This window comes from Pseudomonas sp. NPDC077649, assembly GCF_044542855.1.
Lineage (GTDB): Bacteria > Pseudomonadota > Gammaproteobacteria > Pseudomonadales > Pseudomonadaceae > Aquipseudomonas.
Window position 1 is genome coordinate 55,837 of the sequence record NZ_JBITVF010000004.1, and the last position, 22,445, is coordinate 78,281.

Consider the following 22,445-nt stretch of genomic DNA (forward strand, 5'->3'; position numbering starts at 1 on the left):
GTGAGCGAAGCAGCCACCCCGCAAGACCAGACGCCGGCCAGCGAGGCCACCGCCATTCCCCCCGCAGCTCCCGCCAAGGCCCCGCGCAGCGCCGGCCGCGGCCTCGCCGCGTTCGCCCTGCTGGTCGGCCTGGGTGGCGCCGGTGCCGGTGGCTGGAGCCTGTGGCAGCTGCAGCAGTTGCAGCAGCAGGATCAGCAGCAGCGCGATCAGCTGCAGAGCGCGCGCGCCGAGAGCGGCAAGGTCGGCGAGCTGATCGGGCAACTCGAACGCCGTCTGAACCGGCTGCCCAGCGCCGATGAGCTGGACGAGCGCCGGCGTCTGCTGGCCAATCTGCAGGGCGATCAGCAGCGCCTCAGCCAGCGCCTGGAAAGCGTGCTCGACGGCAGCCGCCAGGACTGGCGGCTGGACGAGGCCGAGCACCTGCTGCGCCTGGCCACCCTGCGCCTGTCCGCGCTGCAGGACGTGGCCAGCGCCGAGGCCCTGGTGCTGGCCGCCGACGAGATCCTCCGCGAGCAGGACGACCCCGCCGCCTTCGCCGCCCGCGAGCAGCTCAGCCGCAGCCTGGAAGCGCTGCGCACCACCCAGCGGCCGGATCGCGTCGGCCTGTTCCTGCAACTGGCCGCGCTGCGCGAGCAGGCCGCCAGCCTCAACCCGCTGGCGCCGAGTTTCGCGGGGCAGGGCGACGTGCTCGCCGACCTGGCCGCCGAGGGCGATGGCCGCGCCTGGTGGAGCGAATGGCTGGCGACCCTGGCGCAGTACTTCCGCATCGAGTTCGACGCCGACCGCAACATCCGTCCGCTGCTCTCCGGGCAGAGCCTGAGCCAGGTGCGCCTGAGCCTGTCGCTGGCCCTGGAGCAGGCGCAGTGGGCCGCGCTGCATGGCCAGAGCGGGGTCTATCGGCAGGCGCTGAAGCAGGCCGGGGAGATCCTCGACGCCCATTTCAATCTGGACAACCCCGATAGTCGCGCCCTGCGTCAGCGCTTCGCCGAGCTGGCCGACGAGCGGGTCGAGGTGCAGGTGCCGGATCTGAGCGAGTCGCTCGAGGCGCTGCAGGCCTACCTGCAGCGCAAGCAGGCGCAGCGCCGGCAGGGGGCCGCCGCGGCCGGGGAGGCGCCATGAAGCGCCTGCTCTGGTTGCTGCTCCTGCTCGCCGTCGGCGGCCTGCTGTATCTGCTCGGCCTGGCGATCCAGGCCGACCGCGGCTACGTGCTGTTCGCCTACCAGGGCTTCCGCTATCAGTCCGGGCTGTGGGCCTTCCTCGCCCTGGTGCTGGTGGTGGTGCTGCTGCTCTACCTGCTGCGCGCCAGCCTGCGCCTGTTGCTCGCCTCGACGCGCCTGGCCAACCCCTGGTCGCGCCTGCATCGTCACCGCCGGGCGCGGCTGGCCTCGCAGCAGGGCCTGCTCGACCTGGCCGAGGGCCGCTGGGCGCGCGCGCTGCGCCAGCTGAGCCGGGCCGCCGAAGACGAACCACAGCCGCTGATGTACTACCTCGGCGCCGCCCGCGCGGCGCACAAGCTGGGCCAGCACGAGCAGAGCGACGCCATGCTCGAGCGCGCCCTGGCGCGCCAGCCGCAGGCCGAACTGGCCATCGCCCTGGCCCATGCCGAACTGCAGCAGAGCCGCGGCGAGAGCGACGCGGCGCTGGAGACCCTGCAAGCGATGCGCGAGCGTCATCCCGGCCATCACCTGGTGTTGCGCCAGCTGCAGCGCCTGTACCTGCAGCGCCAGGACTGGTCGGCGCTGCTCGGCCTGCTGCCGGAGCTGCGCAAGGAGAAGGCCCTGCCGGCCACCGAGCTGGACGAGCTGGAGCGCGCGACCTGGCGCGGTCGCCTGGGCGATGCCGGGCAGGCCGGTCTGGGCCATGGCGAAACCGCCCTGCAGCCGCTGACCCAGGCCTGGCAACAGCTCTCCGCGCCGCTGCGCCAGGAGCCCGAGCTGATCGCCGCCTACGTCGAGCAGCTGCGTCGCCTGGGCGCCCAGGAAGAGGCCGAACAGGTGCTGCGCAGCGCCCTCAGGCGCGCCTACGACAGCCGCCTGGCGCGCTTCTACGGCGTGCTGCGCGGCGCCGATCCGGCGCAGCAGCTGCACACCGCCGAGCTCTGGCTCAAGCAGCACCCGCAGGACCCGGCGCTGCTGCTGACCCTCGGTCGCCTGTGCCTGCAGAACCAGCTGTGGGGCAAGGCGCGCGACTACTTCGAGACCAGCCTGAAGCTGGAGCGCCACCCGGAAACCTGCGCCGAGCTGGCGCGCCTGCTGGCCCAGTTGGGCGAGCTGGAGCGCAGCAACCAGCTGCTGCAGGAGAGCCTCGGCCTGCTCCATCAGGGCCTGCCGGCGCTGCCGCAGCCGCAGGGCGTGCGCGCCTGAGCCGCTGCGGCCGATCGTCGCGCAGCGGACGAAGGGGCGCGCTGGGTGGACGAACAGCGCGCGGCAGTGCGTGAGGCGCCTTGAAAGGCGCCCGCGCTTTCCTCTACCGTAACTGCCCTCGATTTCTCTCCCCCGGAGCCTCCATGTACCTGGCCAGTCCGCGTCCCCTGTTCTTCCTGGCATTCGTCGGCAGTCTGCTGCTGATGGCGGCGGCCCTGTACCTGGAACACGTGGTCGGCCTGGAGCCCTGTCCGATGTGCGTGCTGCAGCGCATCTGCGTGATCGCCTTCGGCCTGGTCTGCCTGGTGGCCGCCGTGCACGGCCCGGCGCGCTTCGGCCGGCGGGTCTATGCGTTGCTGGCGCTGCTGTTCGCCGGCGCCGGCGCCGCCACGGCCGGTCGGCAGATCTGGCTGCAGAGCGTGCCGGCCGACCAGTTGGAGGCCTGCCTGCCGAGCCTGGAATTCATGATGCAGGCCCTGCCGATGCAGGACATCGTGCGCCTGGTGTTCCAGGGCAGCGCCGACTGCGCCGAGGTCAAGTGGAGCCTGTTCGGCATGAGCATTCCCGAGTGGAGCCTGCTCGGTTTCGTCGCCATGCTCGGTTTCTGCCTGTTCCAGTTGCTGCGTCGCAGCTGATCGCGGTCCATCGCCCAGGCCACGGCTGTCGCGGGTCGTCGATTAAACGCTCGTATGAAATTATCTCCCGGCGGTGCCTTGATGGCGCCTGCCCACGGGCATAATCTGGCTCGCACGCACCGCCGGAAAAACGCCGTTTCGCGGTTGCCTTCCCAAAGCCAAGCACCGATTGACAAAAAAGCGTCGGGAGCGATTTGTGGCGTCGAGTGCGACGCCCCGCGCAGGCTGGCCGCCGGTAGGCCACAGAAAAATCGTCTCGGGAGCGGACGCATAACAGGCATTAGCGATAAGGGAAGCGAGGTCCATCATGCTCGAAAGTTGCCAGAACGCACAGGAACGCTGGGGTGGGGTCCACCAACTGATCGATCGCTGGCTGGGCGAGCGCCATGAACTGGTGCAGGCCTACAGTGCCCTGGTCGAGTCGCCACAGGCGCCGGCGGCTAACGGCGAGGCCCTGCAGGGCTTCTGCGAAATCCTGGTGGATTACGTCTCGGCCGGTCACTTCGAGGTCTACGAGCAGCTCACCAGCGAGGCCAAGGCGTTCAACGACCAGCGCGGCCTGGAACTGGCCAAGCAGATCTACCCGCGCATCGAAGCCATCACCGAGGTGGCGCTGGCCTTCAACGATCACTGCGACAACGGCGACTGCCGCGACAGCGTGTCGCTGGTAGCCGAGCTGGGTCGCCTGGGACAGTTGCTGCACGAACGTTTCGAGCTGGAAGACTGCCTGATCGAGGTGCTGCACAACGCCCACCAGGAGCAGGCCGCGCCGGCGCTCTGAGCCTGCGACGGCCGCTTAGCCCGGATGCATCCCGGGCAGCAGGTCGGCGGCCCTGGCTTGCATCCGGGCCAGAAGCTGTCAGCCGGGCCGACGTTCAGTCGGCCACGTCGAGCAGTTCCAGATCGAATACCAGCGGCGCATGGGGCGGAATCAGATCGCCCGCGCCCTCTTCCCCGTAAGCCTGATCCGACGGTACCACCAGGCGCCAGCGTGCCCCGCTGGGCATCTGCAGCAGCGCGCTGCGCCAGCCGGCGATCAGGCTGTCCAGGCGAAACCACTGCGGTTCGCTGCTCTCGTCGAACGGGCTGCCGTCGGCCAGGGTGCCGCGGTAACGCACCTGCACCCGGCTGCCGGGACCGGGCTTGGCGCCGCTGCCGGCGCGCAGCTCGCTGACCAGCACGCCGCCCTCGATCACCCGCACATTGGGGCGGATTCGCTGCTCGGCGAGAAAGCGTCGCTGCGCGGCGATGGCCTGGGCATGGCGCTGCGGGTCGGCGGCGATGCGCGCCTCGTGCTGGTCGAGCAACTCTTCGATGCGCGCCTCTTCCAGGCGCAGCGGCTGGCCGGCGTAGGCCTGGCGCAGACCTTCCAGCAGGTCGCTCAGCGGCAGTTGCGGCACCTCCTCGCGCAGGCGTTCGCCCAGACGTGCGCCGAGGCTGTAGGCCAGATCCTGCTGGTGACTGTCGGCCTGTGCCGCGAGGCTCGCGCAGAGAACGAAGAGGGCGAAGGCGGCGCGGCTCATGGCGATGTCTCCCGATCAAGATGGCGGCGATTATGCCAGCCCGCGCGGCTGCCTGCCCGGGTCGCCAAAAGGCCTATGGCAGGGTCGGGCGCGGGCGTCTAGTATGGGCGCATCCACATCCGCCAGGAGGCGCGCCATGTCGGCCAAGAAGAAGACCATCAGTACCCCTTTGCACCTGCTGCACCAACTCTCCACCAGCCTGCTCGAGCACCTGGAAAATGCCTGCTCGCAAGCGCTGGTCGATGCCGAGAAACTGCTCGCCAAGCTGGAGAAGCAGCGCGGCAAGGCCCAGGAAAAACTGCACAAGGCACGCAGCAAGCTGCAGGACGCTGCCGTCGCCGGCAAGGCCAAGGCGCAGGCCAAGGCCAAGGACGCCGTGGCCGAGCTGGAAGAGCTGCTCGACGCTCTCAAGGCCCGTCAGAGCGAGACCCGCGCCTATATCCTGCAGCTCAAGCGCGACGCCCAGGAGAGCCTGAAGCTGGCCCAGGGCGTGGGCAAGGTCAAGGAAGCCGCCGGCAAGGCGCTCGATGGTCGCGAGGCCAAGGCGGCCGCCCCGGCCGCGAAACCGGCCGGCAAAGCCGTGGCGGCAAAGAAACCCGCTGCCGCGAAGGCGCCGGCGAAGAAGGCCACCGCCAAACCTGCCGCGGCCAAGCCCGCCGCAGCAAGCAAGCCCGCCGCCAAACCGGTGGCCAGCAAGGCGGCCGCCAGCAAAGCGGTTGCGAGCAAAGCCGTGGCAGCTAAGGCCGCGGCGAAACCCGTGGCCGCCAAAGCCGCTGCCAAGCCTGCTGCCGGTAAGCCCGCCGCCAAAGCACCGGCCAAGCCAGCGGCGGCCAAGCCTGTCGCTAAACCTGCTGCCGCCAAGCCGGCTGCCGCCAAACCGGCGACCAAGGCCGCACCTGCCAAACCGGCAGCCAAGGCCGCCAGCAAGCCGGTCGCGGTGAAGAAGCCGGCGGCGCCCAAGGCCGCTGTGAAGAAGGCCCCGGCCAAGCCCGCGGCGAAACCGGCCGCCGCCGCCCCCGCTGCTGCGCCGGCCAAGCCGGAGGTCCCGGCAGCCGCCGTGGCACCCGTCGCCAGCAATGGTGCGACGGCGCCGAGCGCCTCTTAAGAATCGGCGGCGCCGCGCAGCACCTGCAGCGCGGCGCTGTCGTCTCCCGCCAGGCGACTCAGCCAGTCGTTTTCGCCGTCCTCGCGCGGCCAGTTCTCCACCAGCGTCTCGATCCGCTGCAACAGCAGCCGTTCGGCTTCCAGTTCCAGTTGCTTGATCCGTTCACGCAGCGTCGCCAGCTCGGCGTCCGCGGCGGCGGCCGTGCGCCAGTCGCACCGCAACTGGCGCAGCGGCGCGACCACCTCGCGCTGCCAGGGTTCGGCCAGCGCCTGCAGCGCCTCGAGGTAGGGCGCGCGACAGGGCACGCCGCGGCGTTGCAGCCAGGCGCCGGCGAGCAACAGGCAGACGTCGCCGCCGGCCTCCTGCAGCTGCAGGCAGGCGTCTTCCACGCCCGGTCGGGCATAGAGCCGTACGGCGAAATTCCACAGATCCTGCACGCGGCCTCCAGGGCGATTTGATAGACTCCGCCGCCATTATGATCCGACTCCAGAACCTCACTCTACAGCGTGGTCCGCAGCGCCTGCTCGAAGGCGCCGAGCTGACCCTGCACGCCGGCCAGAAGGTCGGCCTGATCGGTGCCAACGGCGCCGGCAAGTCCAGCCTGTTCGCCCTGCTGCGCGGCGAACTCGGCCCCGACGCCGGCGACTGCCGGCTGCCTCCGGACTGGCGCATCGCCCATATGCGCCAGGAGGTGGACAACCTCGAGCGCCTGGCGGTGGACTACGTGCTCGACGGCGACCTGCACCTGCGCGCGATCCAGGCCGAGCTGGCCCGGGCCGAGGCGGTCCACGACGGCGCCGCCATCGCCCGCCTGCACAGCGAACTGGACAACGCCCAGGGCTACACGGCCGACGCCCGCGCGCGCAAGCTGCTGGCCGGCCTCGGTTTCACCAGCGAGCAGATGGACAGGCGCGTCGGCGACTTCTCCGGCGGCTGGCGCATGCGCCTGAACCTGGCCCAGGCGCTGATGTGCCCGTCCGAGCTGCTGCTGCTCGACGAGCCGACCAACCACCTGGATCTCGATGCCATCCTCTGGCTGGAAGAGTGGCTCAAGGGCTATCCCGGCACCCTGCTGCTGATCTCCCACGACCGCGACTTCCTCGATGCCGTGGTCGACCATGTGGCGCACCTGGAGCAGCAGAAGCTGACCCTCTACCGCGGCGGCTACTCGGCCTTCGAGCGCACCCGCGCCGAGCGCCTGGCGCAGCAGCAGCAGGCCTACGAGAAGCAGCAGGCGCAGCGCGCGCACATGGAAAAGTACATCGCCCGCTTCAAGGCCCAGGCGACCAAGGCGCGCCAGGCGCAGAGCCGGATCAAGGCCCTGGAACGTCTGGAGGAGCTGGCCCCGGCGCATGTCGACTCGCCCTTCGACTTCGTCTTCCGTGAAGCCGACAAGGTCTCCAGTCCGCTGCTCAACCTGTCCGAGGCGCGCCTCGGCTACGGCGACAAGGTGGTGCTGGACAAGGTCAAGCTGAGCCTGGCGCCCGGCGCGCGTATCGGCCTGCTGGGGCCCAACGGCGCCGGCAAGTCGACCCTGATCAAGACCCTGGCCGGCGACCTCGCCGCGCTCGGCGGCGAACTGGCCCGCGGCGAGAACCTGGCCATCGGCTACTTCGCCCAGCACCAGCTCGATGCGCTGGACCCCAAGGCCAGCCCGCTGCTGCACGTGCAGCGCCTGGCGCCGAGCGAGCGCGAGCAGACCCTGCGCGACTTCCTCGGCGGCTTCGATTTCCGCGGCGAGCGCTGCGACGAGCCGGTGCTGAATTTCTCCGGTGGCGAGAAGGCGCGCCTGGCCCTGGCCCTGATCGCCTGGCAGAAGCCCAACCTGCTGCTGCTCGACGAACCGACCAACCACCTCGACCTGGAAATGCGCCTGGCCCTGACCATGGCGTTGCAGGAGTTCGCCGGCGCCGTGCTGGTGGTGTCGCACGACCGCCACCTGCTGAAAAGCACCACCGACGAATTCCTCCTGGTGGCCGACGGCCGCATCCAGCCGTTCGAGGGCGATCTCGACGACTACGCGCGCTGGCTGATCGACTTCCGCGCCCGCCAGCAGCCGCCGAGCGCGGCGACCCCGGCGGCGGACAAGACCGACAAGCGCGCCCAGCGCCAGGCCGCCGCTGCCCTGCGCCAGCAGCTGGCGCCGCACAAGAAACAGGCCGACAAGCTCGAGCAGGAGCTGAGCAAGCTGCACCAGGCCCTGGCCAAGGTGGAAGCGCAGCTGGCCGATAGCGGCCTGTACGAGGCGGCGCGCAAGGACGAGCTGCGCGAACGCCTGGCCGAGCAGGCGACGCTCAAGGCGCGCGAGGCCGAGCTGGAGGAAAGCTGGCTGCTGGCCCTGGAGACGCTCGAAGCGCTGCAGCAGCAACTGGAGGAGACCGAGTGATGGAATCGCTGGAACTGCTCACGGCCTGGCGCGAACCGCTGATCCGCGCCGGCCAGGTGCTGCTGATCCTGCTGCTGGCGTGGCTCGCCCAGCGCATCCTGACCCGCGCCATCAGCCGCCTCGGCGCGCGCTACAGCCTGCTGCCGCAGGAGGTGCTGCTGCCGCTGCGCGGCCTGCTGCGCTGGTTGATTCTGGGCAGCGCCTTCATGCTGGTGCTCGAGCGCCTGGGCGTGTCGGCCACGGTGCTGTGGACCGCCATCACCGGCTTCACCGCCGTGGCGGCGGTGGCCTTCTTCGCCATCTGGAGCGTGCTGTCGAACATGTTCTGCGCGCTGCTGATCTTCGCCATGGGGCCGTTCCGCCTGGGCGATACCGTGGAGGTGATCGAGAGCGCCGACAAACCCGGCGTGAAGGGGCGGGTGCTGGCCATCAACCTGTTCTACACCACGCTGCAGGATGTCAGCGAAGAGGCCGCCGGCGCGCTGCTGCAGGTGCCCAACAGCCTGTTCTTCCAGAAATCCGTGCGCCGCTGGCGCTAGGTTTTGCACGAAAGCTGCCCCATATGCGGCACCTTTCCTACACAACCTGAACTCATTGGAGCATCCCTGAATGGAATGGCTGAGCAACCCGGAAATCTGGGTCGCGTTTCTGACCCTGACCGCCCTGGAGATCGTCCTCGGCATCGACAACATCATCTTCATCTCGATCCTGGTCAGCCGCCTGCCGGTCGAGCAGCAGCCGAAGGCGCGCTTCTTCGGCCTGGCCCTGGCCATGGGCACGCGCATCCTGCTGCTGCTGTCGATCACCTGGGTGATGCGCCTGACCGACGACCTGTTCCACGTCTTCGAGCAGGGGATTTCCGGGCGCGACCTGATCCTGTTCTTCGGCGGCCTGTTCCTGCTGTTCAAGAGCACCGCGGAGATCTACCACAGCCTGGAAGGCGCCGAGGAGGCCGCGCAGGGCGGGCCGAAGAAGAGCTACGGCTTCATGGGCATCATCATCCAGATCGCCATCATCGACATCGTCTTCAGCCTCGACTCGGTGATCACCGCCGTCGGCCTGGTGCAGCACGTGCCGGTGATGGTGGCGGCCATCGTCATCTCGGTGATCGTCATGATGCTGTCGGCCGGCACCATCAGCGCCTTCATCGACAAGCACCCGAGCCTGAAGATGCTGGCGCTGTCGTTCCTCATCGTGGTCGGCACCGTGCTGATCGCCGAGAGCTTCGGCGTGCACGTGCCCAAGGGCTACGTCTACTTCGCCATGGCCTTCTCGCTGGCCGTGGAGGCGATCAACATCCGCCTGCGCAGCGCCCAGGCGCGGGCGCGCAAGGAGGAGCTGGAGCCGGTGCAGCTGCGCAAGGGCTCGCCGGATTGAGCGGCCGGGAGTAGGCTGTAGGGCCTGCTCCCGTTCTTCCCTCCCGAGGTAATCCGCCATGGCCCTGGAAACCTGGCTCGCTTTCTTCGTCGCCTGCTGGGTGATCAGCCTGTCGCCCGGCGCCGGTGCCGTGGCCTCCATGTCCGCCGGCCTGCAATACGGTTTCTGGCGCGGCTACTGGAACGCCCTCGGCCTGCAACTGGGCCTGGCCCTGCAGATCGCCATAGTCGCCGCCGGTGTCGGCGCCATCCTCGCCGCCTCGGCGCTGGCCTTCAGCCTGATCAAGTGGTTCGGCGTCGCCTACCTGGTGTACCTGGCCTACCGGCAGTGGATCGCGCTGCCCAGCGACCTCGCCACCGGCGCCGCCGAGCGTCCCAGCGGCCGGCCGCTGACCCTGGTGCTGCGTGGCTTTTTGGTCAACGCCAGCAACCCCAAGGCGATCGTCTTCATGCTCGCCGTGCTGCCGCAGTTCATCGCCCCGCAGCAGCCGCTGCTGCCGCAGTACCTGCTGATGGGCGCGACCATGATAGTGGTCGACCTGATCGTCATGGCCGGCTACACCGGCCTCGCCTCGCGCGTGCTGCGGGTGCTGCGCACGCCGCGTCAGCAGCGCCTGATGAACCGCAGCTTCGCCGCGCTGTTCGTCGCCGCCGCCGGGCTGCTGGCCACGGTCAAGCGCGCCGCGGTGTGACGCCTGCCCCCGTTCGGCCGCCGCAATGGCGGCCGAGGTGCGGGGTGCCGGCGCTTCTTCGAACAGTCCGTTCGCCTGATTGTTACCAGATGTGTCAGATTGTCCTTGTGCGAGATCCTTAGGACGGCAACAATTTAATGCCACCCATTCTCGTTTGGGATGCATTGATGAGTCGTTCTCGATCCCTGTTGGCCTGGCTGCTGCTGCCGCTGCTGGCCAGTCTCAGTTTTCTCACCCTCGGCGAACCCCTCGACGGCGCCGCCCAGGCCCTGCACCTGCTCGGCTATATCGGCGCCGACTACCCTGCCAGCGTGGCCGCCGGCCAGGTGGTCGACCCCGCGGAATACCAGGAACAGCTGGAGTTTCTCGATGTGCTGCAGGGGCTGATCCTCGCCCTGCCGGCCCAGGCCGAGCGCGCCGAGCTGGAGCAGGGTGCTGCTGCCCTGCGCCAGGCCATCGCCCGGCGCCAACCCGGCGAGCAGGTGGCCGGCGCGGCGCGGCGGCTCGCCGCGCGTCTGGCCGAGCTGTACCGGGTCGCGCAGACGCCGGCGCTGACCCCCGACCCCGCGCGCGGCGCGCCGCTCTACGCCCAGCACTGCGCGGTCTGCCACGGCGACCACGGCGCCGGCGACGGCCCGGCCGGGCTCGGCCTCGAGCCGCCGCCGGCCAACCTGGGCGATGCCGCGCGGCTGGATCGACTGAGTCTGTACGACCTGTTCAACACCCTCGGCCTGGGCATCGATGGCACCGATATGCCGGCCTTCGCCGATCAGCTGGACGAACGCCAGCGCTGGGATCTGGCCAGCTATATCGCCGGCTTCAGCGCGCCGCCCCAGGCGGTCGGGCCGGCCGGCTTCAGCCTGGCGCAACTGGCCGCGCGCACGCCCGCCGAGGTGGCGGCCGACGGCGGTGATGCGGCCGCCTTCCGCGCCCAGCGCAGCCATCCGCCGCTGCAGCAGCGCGGCCCGCAGGCGCTGATCGACTACAGCCGCAGCACCCTGCAGAGCAGCCTGGCGGCCTATCGCGCGGGCGACCGGGAGCAGGCCTACGACCTCTCCGTCGGCGCCTATCTGGAGGGCTTCGAGCTGGTGGAAAGCGCCCTCGACAACCTCGATGCGGTCCAGCGCAAGACCACCGAGCGCGCCTTGATGGCCTACCGCCAGGTGCTGCAGGACGGCGCCAGCGTGGCGCAGGCGGCGCAGGCGCTGGAACAGGCGAGGGTGGAGCTGGACAAGTCCGCCGCGCTGCTGGCCGATGGCGCCATGGATGGCAGCCTGAGCTTCTTCGCCAGCCTGCTGATCCTGCTGCGCGAAGGCCTGGAGGCGATCCTGGTGCTGGCGGCGATCCTCGCCTTCCTGCGCAACACCGGCCAGCCGCAGGCGCTGCGCAGCGTGCATGTCGGCTGGGGCCTGGCACTGCTGGCCGGCCTCGCCACCTGGGCGGTGGCGGCCTACCTGATCGACATCAGCGGCGCCCAGCGCGAACTGCTGGAAGGCGCCACGGCGCTGTTCGCCAGTGCGGTGCTGCTGTGGGTCGGGGTGTGGATGCACGACCGTCGCCACGCCGCGGCCTGGCAGGATTACATCAACAGCAGCCTGGTCGGCGGCGGCGGCCGTTTCGGCTTCGCCGTGCTGGCGTTCTTCTCGGTCTATCGCGAGCTGTTCGAGGTCATCCTGTTCTACGAGACCCTCTGGCTGCAGGCCGGGCCGCAGGGCCACGGCGCGGTGCTGGCCGGTGCGGCGGCGGCGTTGGTGCTGCTGCTCGGCCTGGCCTGGGCGATCCTGCGCGGCTCGCGCAGGCTGCCGCTGGCGACCTTCTTCGGCGTCAACGCGGTGCTGCTGTGCCTGCTCTCGGTGGTGTTCGCCGGCCATGGCGTGGCGGCGCTGCAGGAGGCCGGGGTGCTCGGCACGCGGCCGGTGGCCTTCTTCGAGTTCGACTGGCTGGGCATCCACGCCGACGCCTGGAGCCTATCGGCCCAGGGCCTGGCGCTGGCCGCCATCGCCCTGCTGTATGGGCGTAGCCGGCTGGCCGAGCGGCATCGGGTAGCGGCGCTGGATTGAGGCGAGGCGAGTGCAGGCGGCCGTGCGTCGCCTGCGCATGCCGAGAGCGTGAACCGCCGCCACGACAGCCGGTCTCAGTGCGCCTAGGCTGATCCGATTTCCCTCTGGCGAGTGCGCGCATGTCTTCCACCATTAACTCCACCCATTACGCCGACAGTCCCGACCTGGCCCTGGCGGCGTTGCGTCATCCGCCGCTGGAGCAGGCGCTGTCTGCCGCCTGTGCCGAGCTGGCGGTGCGGCAGGCTTATCTGGCGGCGCTGCGCGACCCGGCCATCGGTCCGCAGCCGCGCCTGCTGCTGGCGGTGGCCGGCGCCGACGTGCGGGTGCAGCGGCGCCTGGCGGCGCTGGTGGCCGAGCTGCTGCCGGACGAGGTCGAGCTGGACCTGATCGAGCTGGCCGACGACAACCTGTCGCGTGCGGTGCGCGAGCGTTGCCAGGCCTTCTACCCGGCCTGAGTCACCAGGGAATCGGCTGGCCGTCCCAGGCCCAGAAGCTGCCGCTCTGTTCCGGGCCCTGGCCTTCCAGCACGGCGAGCAGACATTCGGCGGCGAAGGCCGGGGTGAACAGCTGGTCCGCCGGCACGTTGGCCTGGAACGGCCGCGACAGCTCGGTGTCGGTGGTGCCCGGGTGCAGCGCCAGCACGCAGCTTTGCGGGTTGAGCCGGCGCAGTTCGATGCTGGCGCTGCGCAGCAGCTGGTTCAGCGCCGCCTTGCTGGCACGGTAGCTGTACCAGCCGCCGAGGCGGTTGTCGCCGATCGAACCGACCCGCGCCGACAGCGCCGCCACGGTGCAAGGGTGCTGGCCGCGCAGCAGCGGCAGCAGGTGCTTGAGCAGCAGGATGGGGGCGAAGGTGTTGCGCTCGAAGGTCGCCTGCAGACCGGCCAGGTCGAGCTGGGCGAGGGTCTTCTCGGCGCGGCTGGCGCCTTCCTGCAGGGTGCCGACGCTGCACAGCAGCAGGTTCAGGCGCACCTCGGCGTTCTGCAGGTGGCGGCTCAGGCTGTGCAGTTCGCGTTCGTCGCAGGCGTCCACGTCCAGGCATTGCAGGCGTTCGCCGTGGCGCCCGGCGAGGTCGTCGAGCGGCGCCGACTGGCTGGCATGGCGCGCCAGCGCCCACACCCGGGCGACGTCATCGCGCGCCAGCAAGCGCTCGGTCAGGGCCAGGCCGATGCCGCGGCTGGCGCCGCAGATCAGCACTTCGGCGGGGGTGGACAGGCGCTGCCAGAACGTCATGGGGTGCTCCTGCTGGTGGGGGCGCAGCTGGCATACTGGCCGCTGGCTTGTTCAGGATAGTGCAGCATGCGCGTGTGGATCGATGCCGACGCCTGCCCTCGGGCGGCGCGGGACCAGGTGGTGAAGTTCGCCCTCAAGCGGGGGTTCGAGGTGGTGCTGGTGGCGGGCCAGGCGGTGGCGCGGCCGAATTTCGCCTGCGTCAAACTGGTCGTGGTGCCCAGCGGCCCGGACGCCGCCGACGATCATCTGGTCGAACACGCCCAGCCCGGCGAGCTGGTGATCTGCAGCGACGTGCCGCTGGCCGACCGCCTGGTGAAGAAGGGCGTGGCGGCGCTCGATCCGCGCGGCCGCGAGTTCGACGAGCGCAACATGGGCGAGCGCCTGGCGGTGCGCAACCTGTTCACCGACCTGCGCGAGCAGGGCCAGGTCGGCGGCGGCCAGGCGCCTTACGCGGAAAAGGATCGGCAGGCCTTCGCCAATGCGCTGGATCGGATCCTGACCCGTTTGAGCCGGTAACTCGTTCCGGATCGCATCCGGGCTACGGACAGCTTCGGCGGGAGGCGCTTTAGCGGCGATCGAGGTGGGGCCAGTCGCGGCTAAAGCCCCTCCCACAATGCCTGGACATCGCTACCCACACAGATAGGTGCCGGTGCCCACCGCCACCAGGGTGCCGTCGTCGCTGTGCAGCTCCATGCGCACCACCGCCACCTTGTTGCCGGCGCGCAGCGGCACCGCGGTGGCGGTGAAGCGCTGGCCGCGGCCGGGGCGCAGGTAGTCGATGCGCAGGTCGATGGTGCCCAGCTTGGACAGCTTGGCCATGCGCTCGGCGGCCGGCAGGTGCTGGTGGTTGGCGAAGGCGCCGATCAACGCCATGGCGCCACCGCAGACGTCGAGCAGCGAGGAGATCACCCCGCCGTGGAGGATGCCGTGGACGAAGTTGCCGATCAGCTCGGGCTTCATCGGCAGGTGCATGGTCACCCGCTCCAGGCTCAGTTCGTCCAGCTCGATGCCGAGCACCTGGTTGAACGGGATGCGCTGGAAGAAGCCGGCCACCGCCTGTTGCAGGTCGGGGCTGAGGACGAAGGGCTGGGACATGGCAGGGGCTCCGGGAAATCCTGTCGCCACGCTGCCGCAGCGCGCCAGGCTTGGCCAGAGGCAATGCAGGAGTACCCTGAGCATTGGCCGGATCGGCCTCGGCTGGCAGCCTGTAGGGTGGGTCGGGCGGCGTTCCGCTTTAGCCCACCAATGGTGCTCAATGTGGGCTAAAGCCCACTCTACAGGGCCCGGCTTGGCGTTATCGCCCAGTAAAGCGTAACGCCACCTGCGCGCTCCAACCCGTCAGTGGTGCGCCAGCTCCAGCACCCGGTCGACCAGCTTGTTGATGCCCGACGCCGCCTCGGCGATGGACTGGGCGAGCATGTACGCGGGGGTGGTGACCAGCTTGTGCGCGTGGTCCTCGACGATTTCGCTGACTTCGCATTCATGGTGCTCGGCGCCCATCTGGGTCAGCGCGGCGGCGGTGTCGTGGTCGGTGCCGATGGTGCAGATCACCCCGGCGCCGAAGATCTTCGCCGCCAGGGCCGGGGCGATGCAGATCAGGCCGAGCGGCTTGCCGGCGCTGGCGAAGGCCTTGCACGCGGCGAGCACGTCGGGCTGCACGCTGCAGGCGGCGCCGCTGATGGCGAAGTCGGAGAGGTTCTTCGCCACGCCGAAGCCGCCGGGCAGGATCAGTGCGTCGAAGTCGGCCACGTGCAGCTCCTTGACGTCCTTGATCTTGCCGCGGGCGATGCGCGCGGACTCCACCAGCACGTTGCGCGTCTCGTCCATCTCGTCGCCGCTGTAGTGATCGACCACGTGCAGCTGCGTCACGTTGGGGGCGAAGCACTGCACCGTGGCGCCGCGCTGGTCGAGGCGCAGCAGGGTGATCACGCTTTCATGGATTTCGGCGCCGTCGTAGACGCCGCAGCCGGACAGAATCACTGCGACTTTTTTGTTCATGCTCGACTCCTGGTGAGGGTAAAGGTCGCCCGCGCCGGCACCTGGGTGCGGCGGGCGGCGGCTGTTGCCGATGCGGGGTGGCGGCGAGGCGTGCGCATGCTGTCGTCAAATGCCGCTCAGACTGTCATTTGCCGCCGCGAGCCGCGGCGGTCCGAGGACTAGGATGAATAACAGACTAGCCCCAAGACAAGCACAACGATACGGCTCGGCCATGAATTACGTCCTCTATGCGGTGCCCTTCTTCTTTCTCCTGATCGGCCTCGAACTGCTCGCCGATCACTGGCGCGGCATGCGCAGCTATCGCCTGGCCGATGCCGTCAGCAGCCTCAGCACCGGGGTGCTGTCGCAGGCCACCGGGCTGCTGACCAAGGCGGTCGGCCTGCTCACCTACACCTTCGCCTGGCAACAGCTGGCGTTGTTCGAGCTTTCCGCCGATAGCCTGTGGGTGTGGCTGCTGGCCTTCGTCTTCTACGACTTCTGCTACTACTGGAACCATCGCCTGGGCCACGAACGCAACGTGCTCTGGGCGGCCCATGCGGTGCACCACCAGAGCGAGGACTACAACCTCTCCACCGCGCTGCGCCAGACCAGCACCGGCTTCGTCTTCGGCTGGCTGTTCTACCTGCCGATGGCGGTGGCCGGTGTGCCGCCGCTGGTGTTCCTCACGGTGGCGGCGCTCAACCTGCTCTATCAGTTCTGGGTGCATACCCGGCATATCCCCAAGCTGGGCTGGTTCGAGTGGCTGTTCATCACGCCCTCCAACCACCGCGTGCATCATGCGCAGAACCCTGTGTACATGGATCGCAATTACGGCGGCGTGTTCATTGTCTGGGATCGAATGTTCGCCACCTTCCAGGAGGAGCTGGACGACGAACCGGTGATCTTCGGCGTGACCACGCCGTTGGCCAGCTGGAACCCGCTATGGGCCAATCTGCAGGTCTATGCCGGGCTGTGGCGCGATGCGCGGCGCGCGGCGTCCTGGTGGGACCGCTTGCGCATCTGGTTTATGCCCACCGGCTGGCGCCCGGCCGATGTGGCGGCGCGCTACCCGCAGGAGAAGCCGGACCTGAGCCGCTTTCGCCAGTTCGAGGTGACGCTGGGGCGCGGTGCGCAGCTCTATGCCTTGCTGCAGTTCGTCTGCTACCTGCTGGCCGGGGTGTGGCTGCTGGCGCGGGGCGATTCGTTGGCAGTGGGCGGCGTGCTGCTGGCGTGCCTGTGGCTGGGCCTGGGTCTGTCCAGCATCGGCCTGTGGCTGGAGAATCGCGCTGGCGCCGTGCGCCTGGAGTGCCTGCGGCTGGGCTTGAATCTGCCGGCGTTCTGGCTTGCCGAGGTGCTCGGTCTGCTGAGCATGGACCTGGCCGCCTGGTGCGCGCTGGCCGCCTACAGCCTGGCCAGCCTGCTGGCAATCTGGCTGGCGCGCTCGCGCGGCTCAGCCACTGCGGCCCTGGCGCCGCCGGTATAGCCAGGTCAGCGTCAGCAGCAGGGCCAGGCCGCCGAGCAGGTACAGCTGGTAGCGGCGCAGCTCGTCGAGCAGGCCCTCCATGGCGTGGCCCAGGCTGTAGGCCAGCAGGCTCAGGCCGCCGGCCCAGAGCCCGGCGCCGATGGCGTCGAGCAGCAGGTAGCGGCGCCAGGAATAACCGGACAGGCCGATGGCCAGCGGCATCACCGTGCGCAGCCCATAGAGGAAGCGAAAGCCCAGCACCCACAGATCCGGATGACGCCGCAGCAGGGCGCTGGCGCGCTCGCCCAGCGGTTGCCAGCGCGGGCGCCGGGCGAGCAGCGCGCGGCCGTGACGGCGGCCGAGGTGGAACCACAGCTGGTCGCTGGCGAAGGTGCCGAGGAAGGCGCACAGCGCCACCCATTCGATCTTCAGCAGGTCGCGCACCGCCAGGTAGGCGGCCAGCAGCAGCGATACCTCGCCTTCGAGGAAGGTGCCGAGGATCAGCGCCGGGTAGCCGAACTGGCGGATCAGGTCGTGCAGCATGGACGGTCTGCGCCTATGGGAAAGGCGCTCAGCCTACTCCTGCCGCGGTGCGCCCGAAAAGCGCCGGCGCATGCCACAATGCCCGGCAAAGCGTGCGACCCGCCGTCGCATCCGGTCATCCAGCTGTCATCATTTGGTCATAATGGCCGCTTATAACCGTCACACTGGCCCGCCCGTGCGGGCTCTGGAGTTTGCCGTGAGCGTTACCCCCGCCAATCGCCTGTTCCCCGCCACCCGCCTGCGCCGCAACCGCCGCGACGAATTCTCCCGCCGCCTGGTGCGCGAGCATCGCCTGAGCGTCGACGACCTGATCCTGCCGGTGTTCGTCCTCGACGGCGACAACCGCCGCGAGGTCGTGCCGTCGATGCCGGGCGTCGAGCGGCTGTCCATCGACCTGCTGCTGCAAGAGGCCGAGCACTGGGTGGCGCTGGGCATTCCGGCGCTGGCGCTGTTCCCGGTCACGCCGCTGGAGAAGAAATCCCTCGACGGCGCCGAGGCGTGGAACCCGGACGGCATCGCCCAGCGTGCGATTCGCGCCCTGCGGGCGAAATTCCCCGAGCTGGGGGTGATCAGCGATGTGGCCCTGGACCCCTTCACCACCCACGGCCAGGACGGCATCCTCGACGAGTCCGGCTACGTGCAGAACGACATCACCGTCGATGCGCTGGTCAAGCAGGCGCTGTCGCACGCCGAGGCCGGCGCCCAGGTGGTCGCCCCCTCGGACATGATGGACGGCCGCGTGCAGGCGATCCGCGAGGCGCTGGAGCTGGCCGATCACCCCAACGTGCGCATCATGGCCTACTCGGCCAAGTACGCCAGCGCCTACTACGGCCCGTTCCGCGACGCGGTGGGCTCGGCCGCCAACCTCGGCAAGGGCAACAAGCTCGGCTACCAGATGGACCCGGCCAACGGCGACGAGGCCCTGCACGAAGTGGCCGCCGACCTGGCCGAAGGCGCCGACATGGTCATGGTCAAGCCCGGCATGCCCTACCTGGACATCCTCTGGCGGGTGAAGGACGCCTACAAGGTGCCGACCTTCGTCTACCAGGTCAGCGGCGAGTACGCCATGCACATGGCGGCGATCGAGAACGGCTGGCTGTCCGAGGCGGTCATACTGGAATCGCTGACCGCCTTCAAACGCGCCGGCGCCGATGGCATCCTCACCTACTTCGCCGTACGTGCGGCAGAACTCTTGCAACAGGGGCGCTGACGCCCCCAGGAACCCAGCAATGAACACCGAAGGACTCAGTAGCGAATTGCTCGACGCACCCCTGGTGCCGGCGGAGGTGACGGTCGATCCGCCCGCGGTGGAAAGCCCGCCGCCGGCACCGGTGGCGGTGCCCAGCCTGGACGACAGCAGTCTGTACATCCACCGCGAGCTGTCGCAGCTGCAATTCAATATCCGCGTGCTGGAGCAGGCGCTGGACGAGTCCTACCCGCTGCTGGAGCGGCTGAAGTTCCTGTTGATCTTCTCCAGCAACCTCGACGAGTTCTTCGAGATTCGCGTCGCCGGCCTGAAGAAGCAGATCAACTTCGCCCGCGAGCAGGCCGGCGCCGACGGCCTGCAGCCGCACCAGGCGCTGGCGCGCATCAGCGAGCTGGTGCACGAACAGGTCGAGCGGCAGTACGCCATCCTCAACGACACCCTGTTCCCGGCCCTGGCCAAGCACAATATCAACTTCATCCGCCGGCGCTTCTGGACCACCAAGCTCAAGGCCTGGGTGCGGCGTTATTTCCGCGACGAGATCGCGCCGATCATCACCCCCATCGGTCTCGACCCGACCCACCCCTTCCCGCTGCTGGTGAACAAGAGCCTGAACTTCATCGTCGAGCTGGAAGGCGTGGATGCCTTCGGTCGCGATTCCGGTCTGGCGATCATCCCGGCGCCGCGCCTGCTGCCGCGGATCATCCGGGTGCCGGAGGAGGTCGGCGGTGCCGGCGACAACTACGTGTTCCTCTCCTCGATGATCCATGCCCACGCCGACGACCTGTTCCAGGGCATGAAGGTCAAGGGTTGCTACCAGTTCCGCCTGACCCGCAACGCCGACCTGTCGGTGGACACCGAGGACGTCGAGGACCTGGCCCGTGCCCTGCGCGGCGAGCTGTTTTCCCGCCGCTACGGCGATGCGGTGCGCCTGGAGGTGGTCGACACCTGCCCGAAGCACCTGCGCGACCACCTGCTCAAGCAGTTCGGCCTGACCGAGCACGAGTTGTACCAGGTCAACGGCCCGGTCAACCTGACCCGCCTGTTCAGCATCACCGGCCTGGACAGCCACCCGGAGCTGCAGTACACGCCGTTCACCCCGGTGATCCCCAAGCTGCTGCAGAACGCCGAGAACATCTTCAGCGTGGTCAGCAAGCAGGACATCCTCCTGCTGCACCCCTTCGAGTCCTTCACCCCGGTGGTCGACCTGCTGCGCCAGGCCGCCAAGGACCCGCACGTGCTGGCGATCAAGCAGACCCTGTACCGCTCCGGGGCCAACTCGGAGATAGTCGATGCCCTGGTGGAAGCGGCGCGCAACGGCAAGGAGGTCACCGCGGTGATCGAGCTGCGTGCGCGTTTCGACGAGGAGTCCAACCTGCAGCTGGCCAGCCGCCTGCAGCAGGCCGGCGCGGTGGTGATCTACGGCGTGGTCGGCTTCAAGACCCACGCCAAGATGATGCTGATCCTGCGCCGTGAGAACGGCGAGATCGTCCGCTACGCCCACCTCGGCACCGGCAACTACCACGCCGGCAACGCCCGCCTGTACACCGACTACAGCCTGCTGACCGCCGACGTGGCGCTGGGTGAGGACGTGGCCAAGCTGTTCAGCCAGCTGATCGGCATGGGCAAGACCTTGCGCATGAAGAAGCTGCTGCACGCGCCCTTCACCCTGAAGAAGACCCTGCTCGAGCTGATCGCCAAGGAAACCGCGGCGGCCGCCGAGGGCAAGCCGGCGCAGATCATCGCCAAGTTCAACTCGCTGACCGACCCCAAGGTGATCCGCGCGCTGTACAAGGCCAGCCAGACCGGGGTGAAGATCGACCTGGTGGTGCGCGGCATGTGCTGCCTGCGCCCGGGCATCGCCGGGGTGTCGCACAACATCCAGGTGCGCTCGATCATCGGCCGCTTCCTTGAGCACACCCGGGTGTTCTACTTCCTCAACGGTGGCGACGAGAAGATCTACCTGTCCAGCGCCGACTGGATGGAGCGCAACCTCGACAAGCGCGTCGAGACCTGCTTCCCGGTGGAGGGCAAGAAGCTGATCCTGCGGGTGAAGAAGGAGCTGGAGGCCTACCTGACCGACAACACCCAGGCCTGGGTGCTGCAGCCCGACGGCCGCTACCTGCGCCTGCAGCCCACCGGCAACCAGAACCCGCGCAGCGCGCAGTCCGGCTTGTTGGAGAAGCTCACCGCACCGCTGATCAGCGCTCGATAAAAAAGGCCGCAGGCCGGGAGAGGGCTTCGTGGCCCTGTTTCACGGTGTTTGTGGCCCTCTCCCCCAGCCCCTCTCCCGTAAACGGAAGAGGGGTGACGAATCCCGCTGGCTCAAGTGATTAGCTGACGCTCAGGTCCAGGTCGATGCGCTTGAGCCAGGCCGCTTCGGCCTCGAAGTCCGCCTGGGTCAGCGGGTTGGCCGCCAGCCAGCCGTCGGGGAAGTGAATCTCCAGGCTGTTGTCGCCGGCCTTGAGCTGCACCTGCGGCATGTCCTGGCTGCCGCGGATATGGTGGAAGAGGATGGCGAAGCGCAGCAGCACGCACAGGCGCATCAGCTTGACGCCTTCCTCGCCGAACTCGGCGAACTTGTCCTTGGGGATGTTGCGCCGGTGGCCGCGCACCAGCAGGGCGAGCATCTGCTGATCCTGGCGGGAGAAGCCGGACAGGTCGGAGTGCTCGATCAGGTAGGCGCCGTGCTTGTGGTACTGGTAGTGGGCGATGTCCAGGCCCACCTCGTGCACCTTGGCGCCCCAGCTCAGCAGTTCGCGGTGCCAGTCGTCGTTCAGCCCCCAGTCGTCGGCCACCTTGTCCAGCGCCGAGAGCGCCTTGGCCTCGACCCGTGCGGCCTGATCCACATCGACGTGGTAGCGCTCCATAAAGGCCGACAGGGTGCGTTCGCGCACGTCCTCGTGCTGGTGACGACCGAGCAGGTCGTAGAGCACGCCTTCGCGCAGCGCGCCTTCGGAGTGGCTCATGCGCTGGATCTCGCAGGCGTCGAAGATCGCCTCGAGGATCGCCAGGCCGGCGGGGAAGATGCTGCGCCGGTCCGGCTTGATGCCGTCGAGTTCGAGCTTGTCCACCTCGCCCAGCTTGAACACCTTGCGCTTGAGCCAGGCCAGGCCCTCGGCGTTGACCTCGCCGTTGCCCAGGCCGGCGCCCTTGATGGTCAGGCCGATGGCCTTGATGGTGCCGGAGGCGCCGACGGCGTCCTCCCAGCCGAGCCGGCGCAGGCCCTGCTCGATGCCCATCAGTTCCAGGCGCGCCGCGGTATAGGCCTGGGCGTAGCGCGCCGGGGTGATCTTGCCGTCCTTGAAATAGCGTTGGGTGTAGCTGACGCAGCCCATTTGCAGGCTCTCGCGCAGCAGCGGCTCGAAGCGCTGGCCGATGATGAACTCGGTGCTGCCGCCGCCGATATCGGCGACCAGGCGCCTGCCGGGGGTGTCGGCGATGCTGTGCGACACGCCGAGGTAGATCAGCCGCGCTTCCTCGCGGCCGGAGATCACCTCCACCTGGTGGCCGAGAATCTCCTCGGCGCGACGGATAAACACCGCGCGGTTGCGCGCCTCGCGCAGGGCGTTGGTGCCGACGATGCGCACCGCGCCTTCCGGCAGGCTGGCGGTGAGCTGGGCGAAGCGGCGCAGGCAGTCGAGCCCGCGTTGCATGGCTTCTTCGCTGAGCTGGCGCTCGTCGTCGATGCCGGCGGCCAGCTGCACCTTGTCGCCGAGGCGCTCGAGGATGCGGATCTCGCCATGGTCGGCCTTGGCCAGCACCATATGGAAGCTGTTCGAGCCCAGGTCGATGGCGGCGATCAGGGGAAAACTCTCGGCGGGGGCTTGGGGCATGGTGGCGGCATCTCGGTCGATATCCGCGCCATCGTGCCACGACTGAGCGGATG

The 22,445-nt window shown here is 69.0% G+C and carries 22 protein-coding genes; 15 read left to right on the forward strand and 7 right to left on the reverse strand.

What is annotated here, in order from left to right; translation table 11 throughout:
• From ACIGFL_RS13755 to ACIGFL_RS13770, 4 genes are all read left to right on the forward strand, one after another.
• A complete protein-coding gene (locus ACIGFL_RS13755) occupies positions 1–1,119 on the forward strand; it encodes a uroporphyrinogen-III C-methyltransferase (protein WP_397497550.1) in 1,119 nt (372 codons plus the stop codon).
• Positions 1,116–2,363 carry a heme biosynthesis HemY N-terminal domain-containing protein gene (locus ACIGFL_RS13760; RefSeq protein ID WP_397497551.1) on the forward strand — a complete coding sequence of 416 codons (1,248 nt, stop codon included), beginning with the start codon at positions 1,116–1,118 and terminating at the stop codon, positions 2,361–2,363. The genes ACIGFL_RS13755 and ACIGFL_RS13760 overlap by 4 nt, the downstream gene beginning before the upstream one ends.
• Before the next feature lie 143 nt (positions 2,364–2,506).
• The gene (locus tag ACIGFL_RS13765) at positions 2,507–2,998 is read left to right on the forward strand and encodes a disulfide bond formation protein B (RefSeq protein ID WP_021444667.1); all 492 of its coding nucleotides are present in this window, start codon (positions 2,507–2,509) and stop codon (positions 2,996–2,998) included.
• 307 nt (positions 2,999–3,305) lie between these two features.
• The gene (locus ACIGFL_RS13770; RefSeq protein ID WP_021444668.1) at positions 3,306–3,779 is read left to right on the forward strand and encodes an Rsd/AlgQ family anti-sigma factor; all 474 of its coding nucleotides are present in this window, start codon (positions 3,306–3,308) and stop codon (positions 3,777–3,779) included.
• 94 nt (positions 3,780–3,873) lie between these two features.
• Here ACIGFL_RS13770 and ACIGFL_RS13775 read toward each other — a convergent pair whose 3' ends face one another.
• Positions 3,874–4,521: an FKBP-type peptidyl-prolyl cis-trans isomerase gene (locus ACIGFL_RS13775; RefSeq protein ID WP_021444669.1), complete on the reverse strand. Its 648-nt coding sequence runs from the start codon at positions 4,519–4,521 to the stop codon at positions 3,874–3,876.
• Between the two features lie 136 nt (positions 4,522–4,657).
• On the opposite strand from ACIGFL_RS13775, the gene ACIGFL_RS13780 reads away from it, so the two are divergent.
• Entirely contained in the window at positions 4,658–5,626 is a 969-nt protein-coding gene (locus tag ACIGFL_RS13780; protein ID WP_397497811.1) for an AlgP family protein, read from the forward strand.
• Here the strand turns inward: ACIGFL_RS13780 and ACIGFL_RS13785 are convergent.
• Positions 5,623–6,063, reverse strand: a complete 441-nt coding sequence (locus tag ACIGFL_RS13785) for a TIGR02444 family protein (protein WP_397497552.1) — start codon at positions 6,061–6,063, stop codon at positions 5,623–5,625. The genes ACIGFL_RS13780 and ACIGFL_RS13785 overlap by 4 nt on opposite strands.
• Positions 6,064–6,101: 38 nt before the next feature.
• Here ACIGFL_RS13785 and ACIGFL_RS13790 point away from each other — a divergent pair, with 38 nt between their 5' ends.
• The 6 genes from ACIGFL_RS13790 (at position 6,102) to ACIGFL_RS13815 (ending at position 12,595) form a co-directional block, all read left to right on the forward strand.
• Positions 6,102–8,012: an ATP-binding cassette domain-containing protein gene (locus tag ACIGFL_RS13790; RefSeq protein ID WP_397497553.1), complete on the forward strand. Its 1,911-nt coding sequence runs from the start codon at positions 6,102–6,104 to the stop codon at positions 8,010–8,012.
• Positions 8,012–8,551: a mechanosensitive ion channel family protein gene (locus ACIGFL_RS13795; protein ID WP_021444987.1), complete on the forward strand. Its 540-nt coding sequence runs from the start codon at positions 8,012–8,014 to the stop codon at positions 8,549–8,551. The genes ACIGFL_RS13790 and ACIGFL_RS13795 overlap by 1 nt, the downstream gene beginning before the upstream one ends.
• A gap of 70 nt (positions 8,552–8,621) precedes the next feature.
• On the forward strand, positions 8,622–9,389 hold the full coding sequence (locus tag ACIGFL_RS13800) for a TerC family protein (RefSeq protein ID WP_021444988.1): 768 nt from the start codon (positions 8,622–8,624) through the stop codon (positions 9,387–9,389).
• Between the two features lie 58 nt (positions 9,390–9,447).
• Complete coding sequence (locus ACIGFL_RS13805) at positions 9,448–10,080, forward strand: LysE family transporter (RefSeq protein ID WP_122109429.1); 633 nt, start codon at positions 9,448–9,450, stop codon at positions 10,078–10,080.
• Positions 10,081–10,247: 167 nt separating this feature from the next.
• A complete protein-coding gene (locus ACIGFL_RS13810; RefSeq protein WP_397497554.1) occupies positions 10,248–12,140 on the forward strand; it encodes an FTR1 family protein in 1,893 nt (630 codons plus the stop codon).
• Positions 12,141–12,259: 119 nt separating this feature from the next.
• Complete coding sequence (locus tag ACIGFL_RS13815) at positions 12,260–12,595, forward strand: enhanced serine sensitivity protein SseB C-terminal domain-containing protein (protein WP_122109427.1); 336 nt, start codon at positions 12,260–12,262, stop codon at positions 12,593–12,595.
• 1 nt (position 12,596) lies between these two features.
• On the opposite strand, the gene ACIGFL_RS13820 is transcribed toward ACIGFL_RS13815, so the two are convergent.
• Complete coding sequence (locus ACIGFL_RS13820) at positions 12,597–13,370, reverse strand: SDR family NAD(P)-dependent oxidoreductase (protein ID WP_397497555.1); 774 nt, start codon at positions 13,368–13,370, stop codon at positions 12,597–12,599.
• A gap of 66 nt (positions 13,371–13,436) precedes the next feature.
• Between ACIGFL_RS13820 and ACIGFL_RS13825 the strand changes: the two genes are divergently transcribed.
• Entirely contained in the window at positions 13,437–13,886 is a 450-nt protein-coding gene (locus ACIGFL_RS13825; RefSeq protein ID WP_021443376.1) for a YaiI/YqxD family protein, read from the forward strand.
• Positions 13,887–13,997: 111 nt separating this feature from the next.
• Here ACIGFL_RS13825 and ACIGFL_RS13830 read toward each other — a convergent pair whose 3' ends face one another.
• Both ACIGFL_RS13830 and elbB read right to left on the reverse strand, forming a co-directional pair.
• Entirely contained in the window at positions 13,998–14,465 is a 468-nt protein-coding gene (locus tag ACIGFL_RS13830; protein ID WP_397497556.1) for a thioesterase family protein, read from the reverse strand.
• Positions 14,466–14,708: 243 nt separating this feature from the next.
• Positions 14,709–15,368, reverse strand: coding sequence for an isoprenoid biosynthesis glyoxalase ElbB (gene elbB / locus ACIGFL_RS13835; RefSeq protein ID WP_021443374.1), 660 nt, complete (start codon positions 15,366–15,368; stop codon positions 14,709–14,711).
• Between the two features lie 211 nt (positions 15,369–15,579).
• Here elbB and ACIGFL_RS13840 point away from each other — a divergent pair, with 211 nt between their 5' ends.
• The gene (locus ACIGFL_RS13840) at positions 15,580–16,830 is read left to right on the forward strand and encodes a sterol desaturase family protein (protein WP_397497557.1); all 1,251 of its coding nucleotides are present in this window, start codon (positions 15,580–15,582) and stop codon (positions 16,828–16,830) included.
• Here ACIGFL_RS13840 and ACIGFL_RS13845 read toward each other — a convergent pair.
• The gene (locus ACIGFL_RS13845) at positions 16,798–17,352 is read right to left on the reverse strand and encodes a DedA family protein (protein ID WP_397497558.1); all 555 of its coding nucleotides are present in this window, start codon (positions 17,350–17,352) and stop codon (positions 16,798–16,800) included. The two genes, ACIGFL_RS13840 and ACIGFL_RS13845, sit on opposite strands and share 33 nt — an antisense overlap.
• 196 nt (positions 17,353–17,548) lie before the next feature.
• Here ACIGFL_RS13845 and hemB point away from each other — a divergent pair, with 196 nt between their 5' ends.
• Together hemB and ppk1 are read left to right on the forward strand one after the other, a co-directional pair.
• Positions 17,549–18,562 (forward strand): porphobilinogen synthase, encoded by a 1,014-nt coding sequence (gene hemB / locus ACIGFL_RS13850; protein ID WP_021443371.1) that lies wholly within the window; start codon positions 17,549–17,551, stop codon positions 18,560–18,562.
• 19 nt (positions 18,563–18,581) lie between these two features.
• Positions 18,582–20,771: a polyphosphate kinase 1 gene (gene ppk1, locus ACIGFL_RS13855; protein WP_397497559.1), complete on the forward strand. Its 2,190-nt coding sequence runs from the start codon at positions 18,582–18,584 to the stop codon at positions 20,769–20,771.
• Positions 20,772–20,889: 118 nt separating this feature from the next.
• Here the strand turns inward: ppk1 and ppx are convergent, their stop codons facing one another.
• Positions 20,890–22,392: an exopolyphosphatase gene (gene ppx, locus ACIGFL_RS13860; protein WP_397497560.1), complete on the reverse strand. Its 1,503-nt coding sequence runs from the start codon at positions 22,390–22,392 to the stop codon at positions 20,890–20,892.
• Between the last annotated feature and the right edge of the window lie 53 nt (positions 22,393–22,445).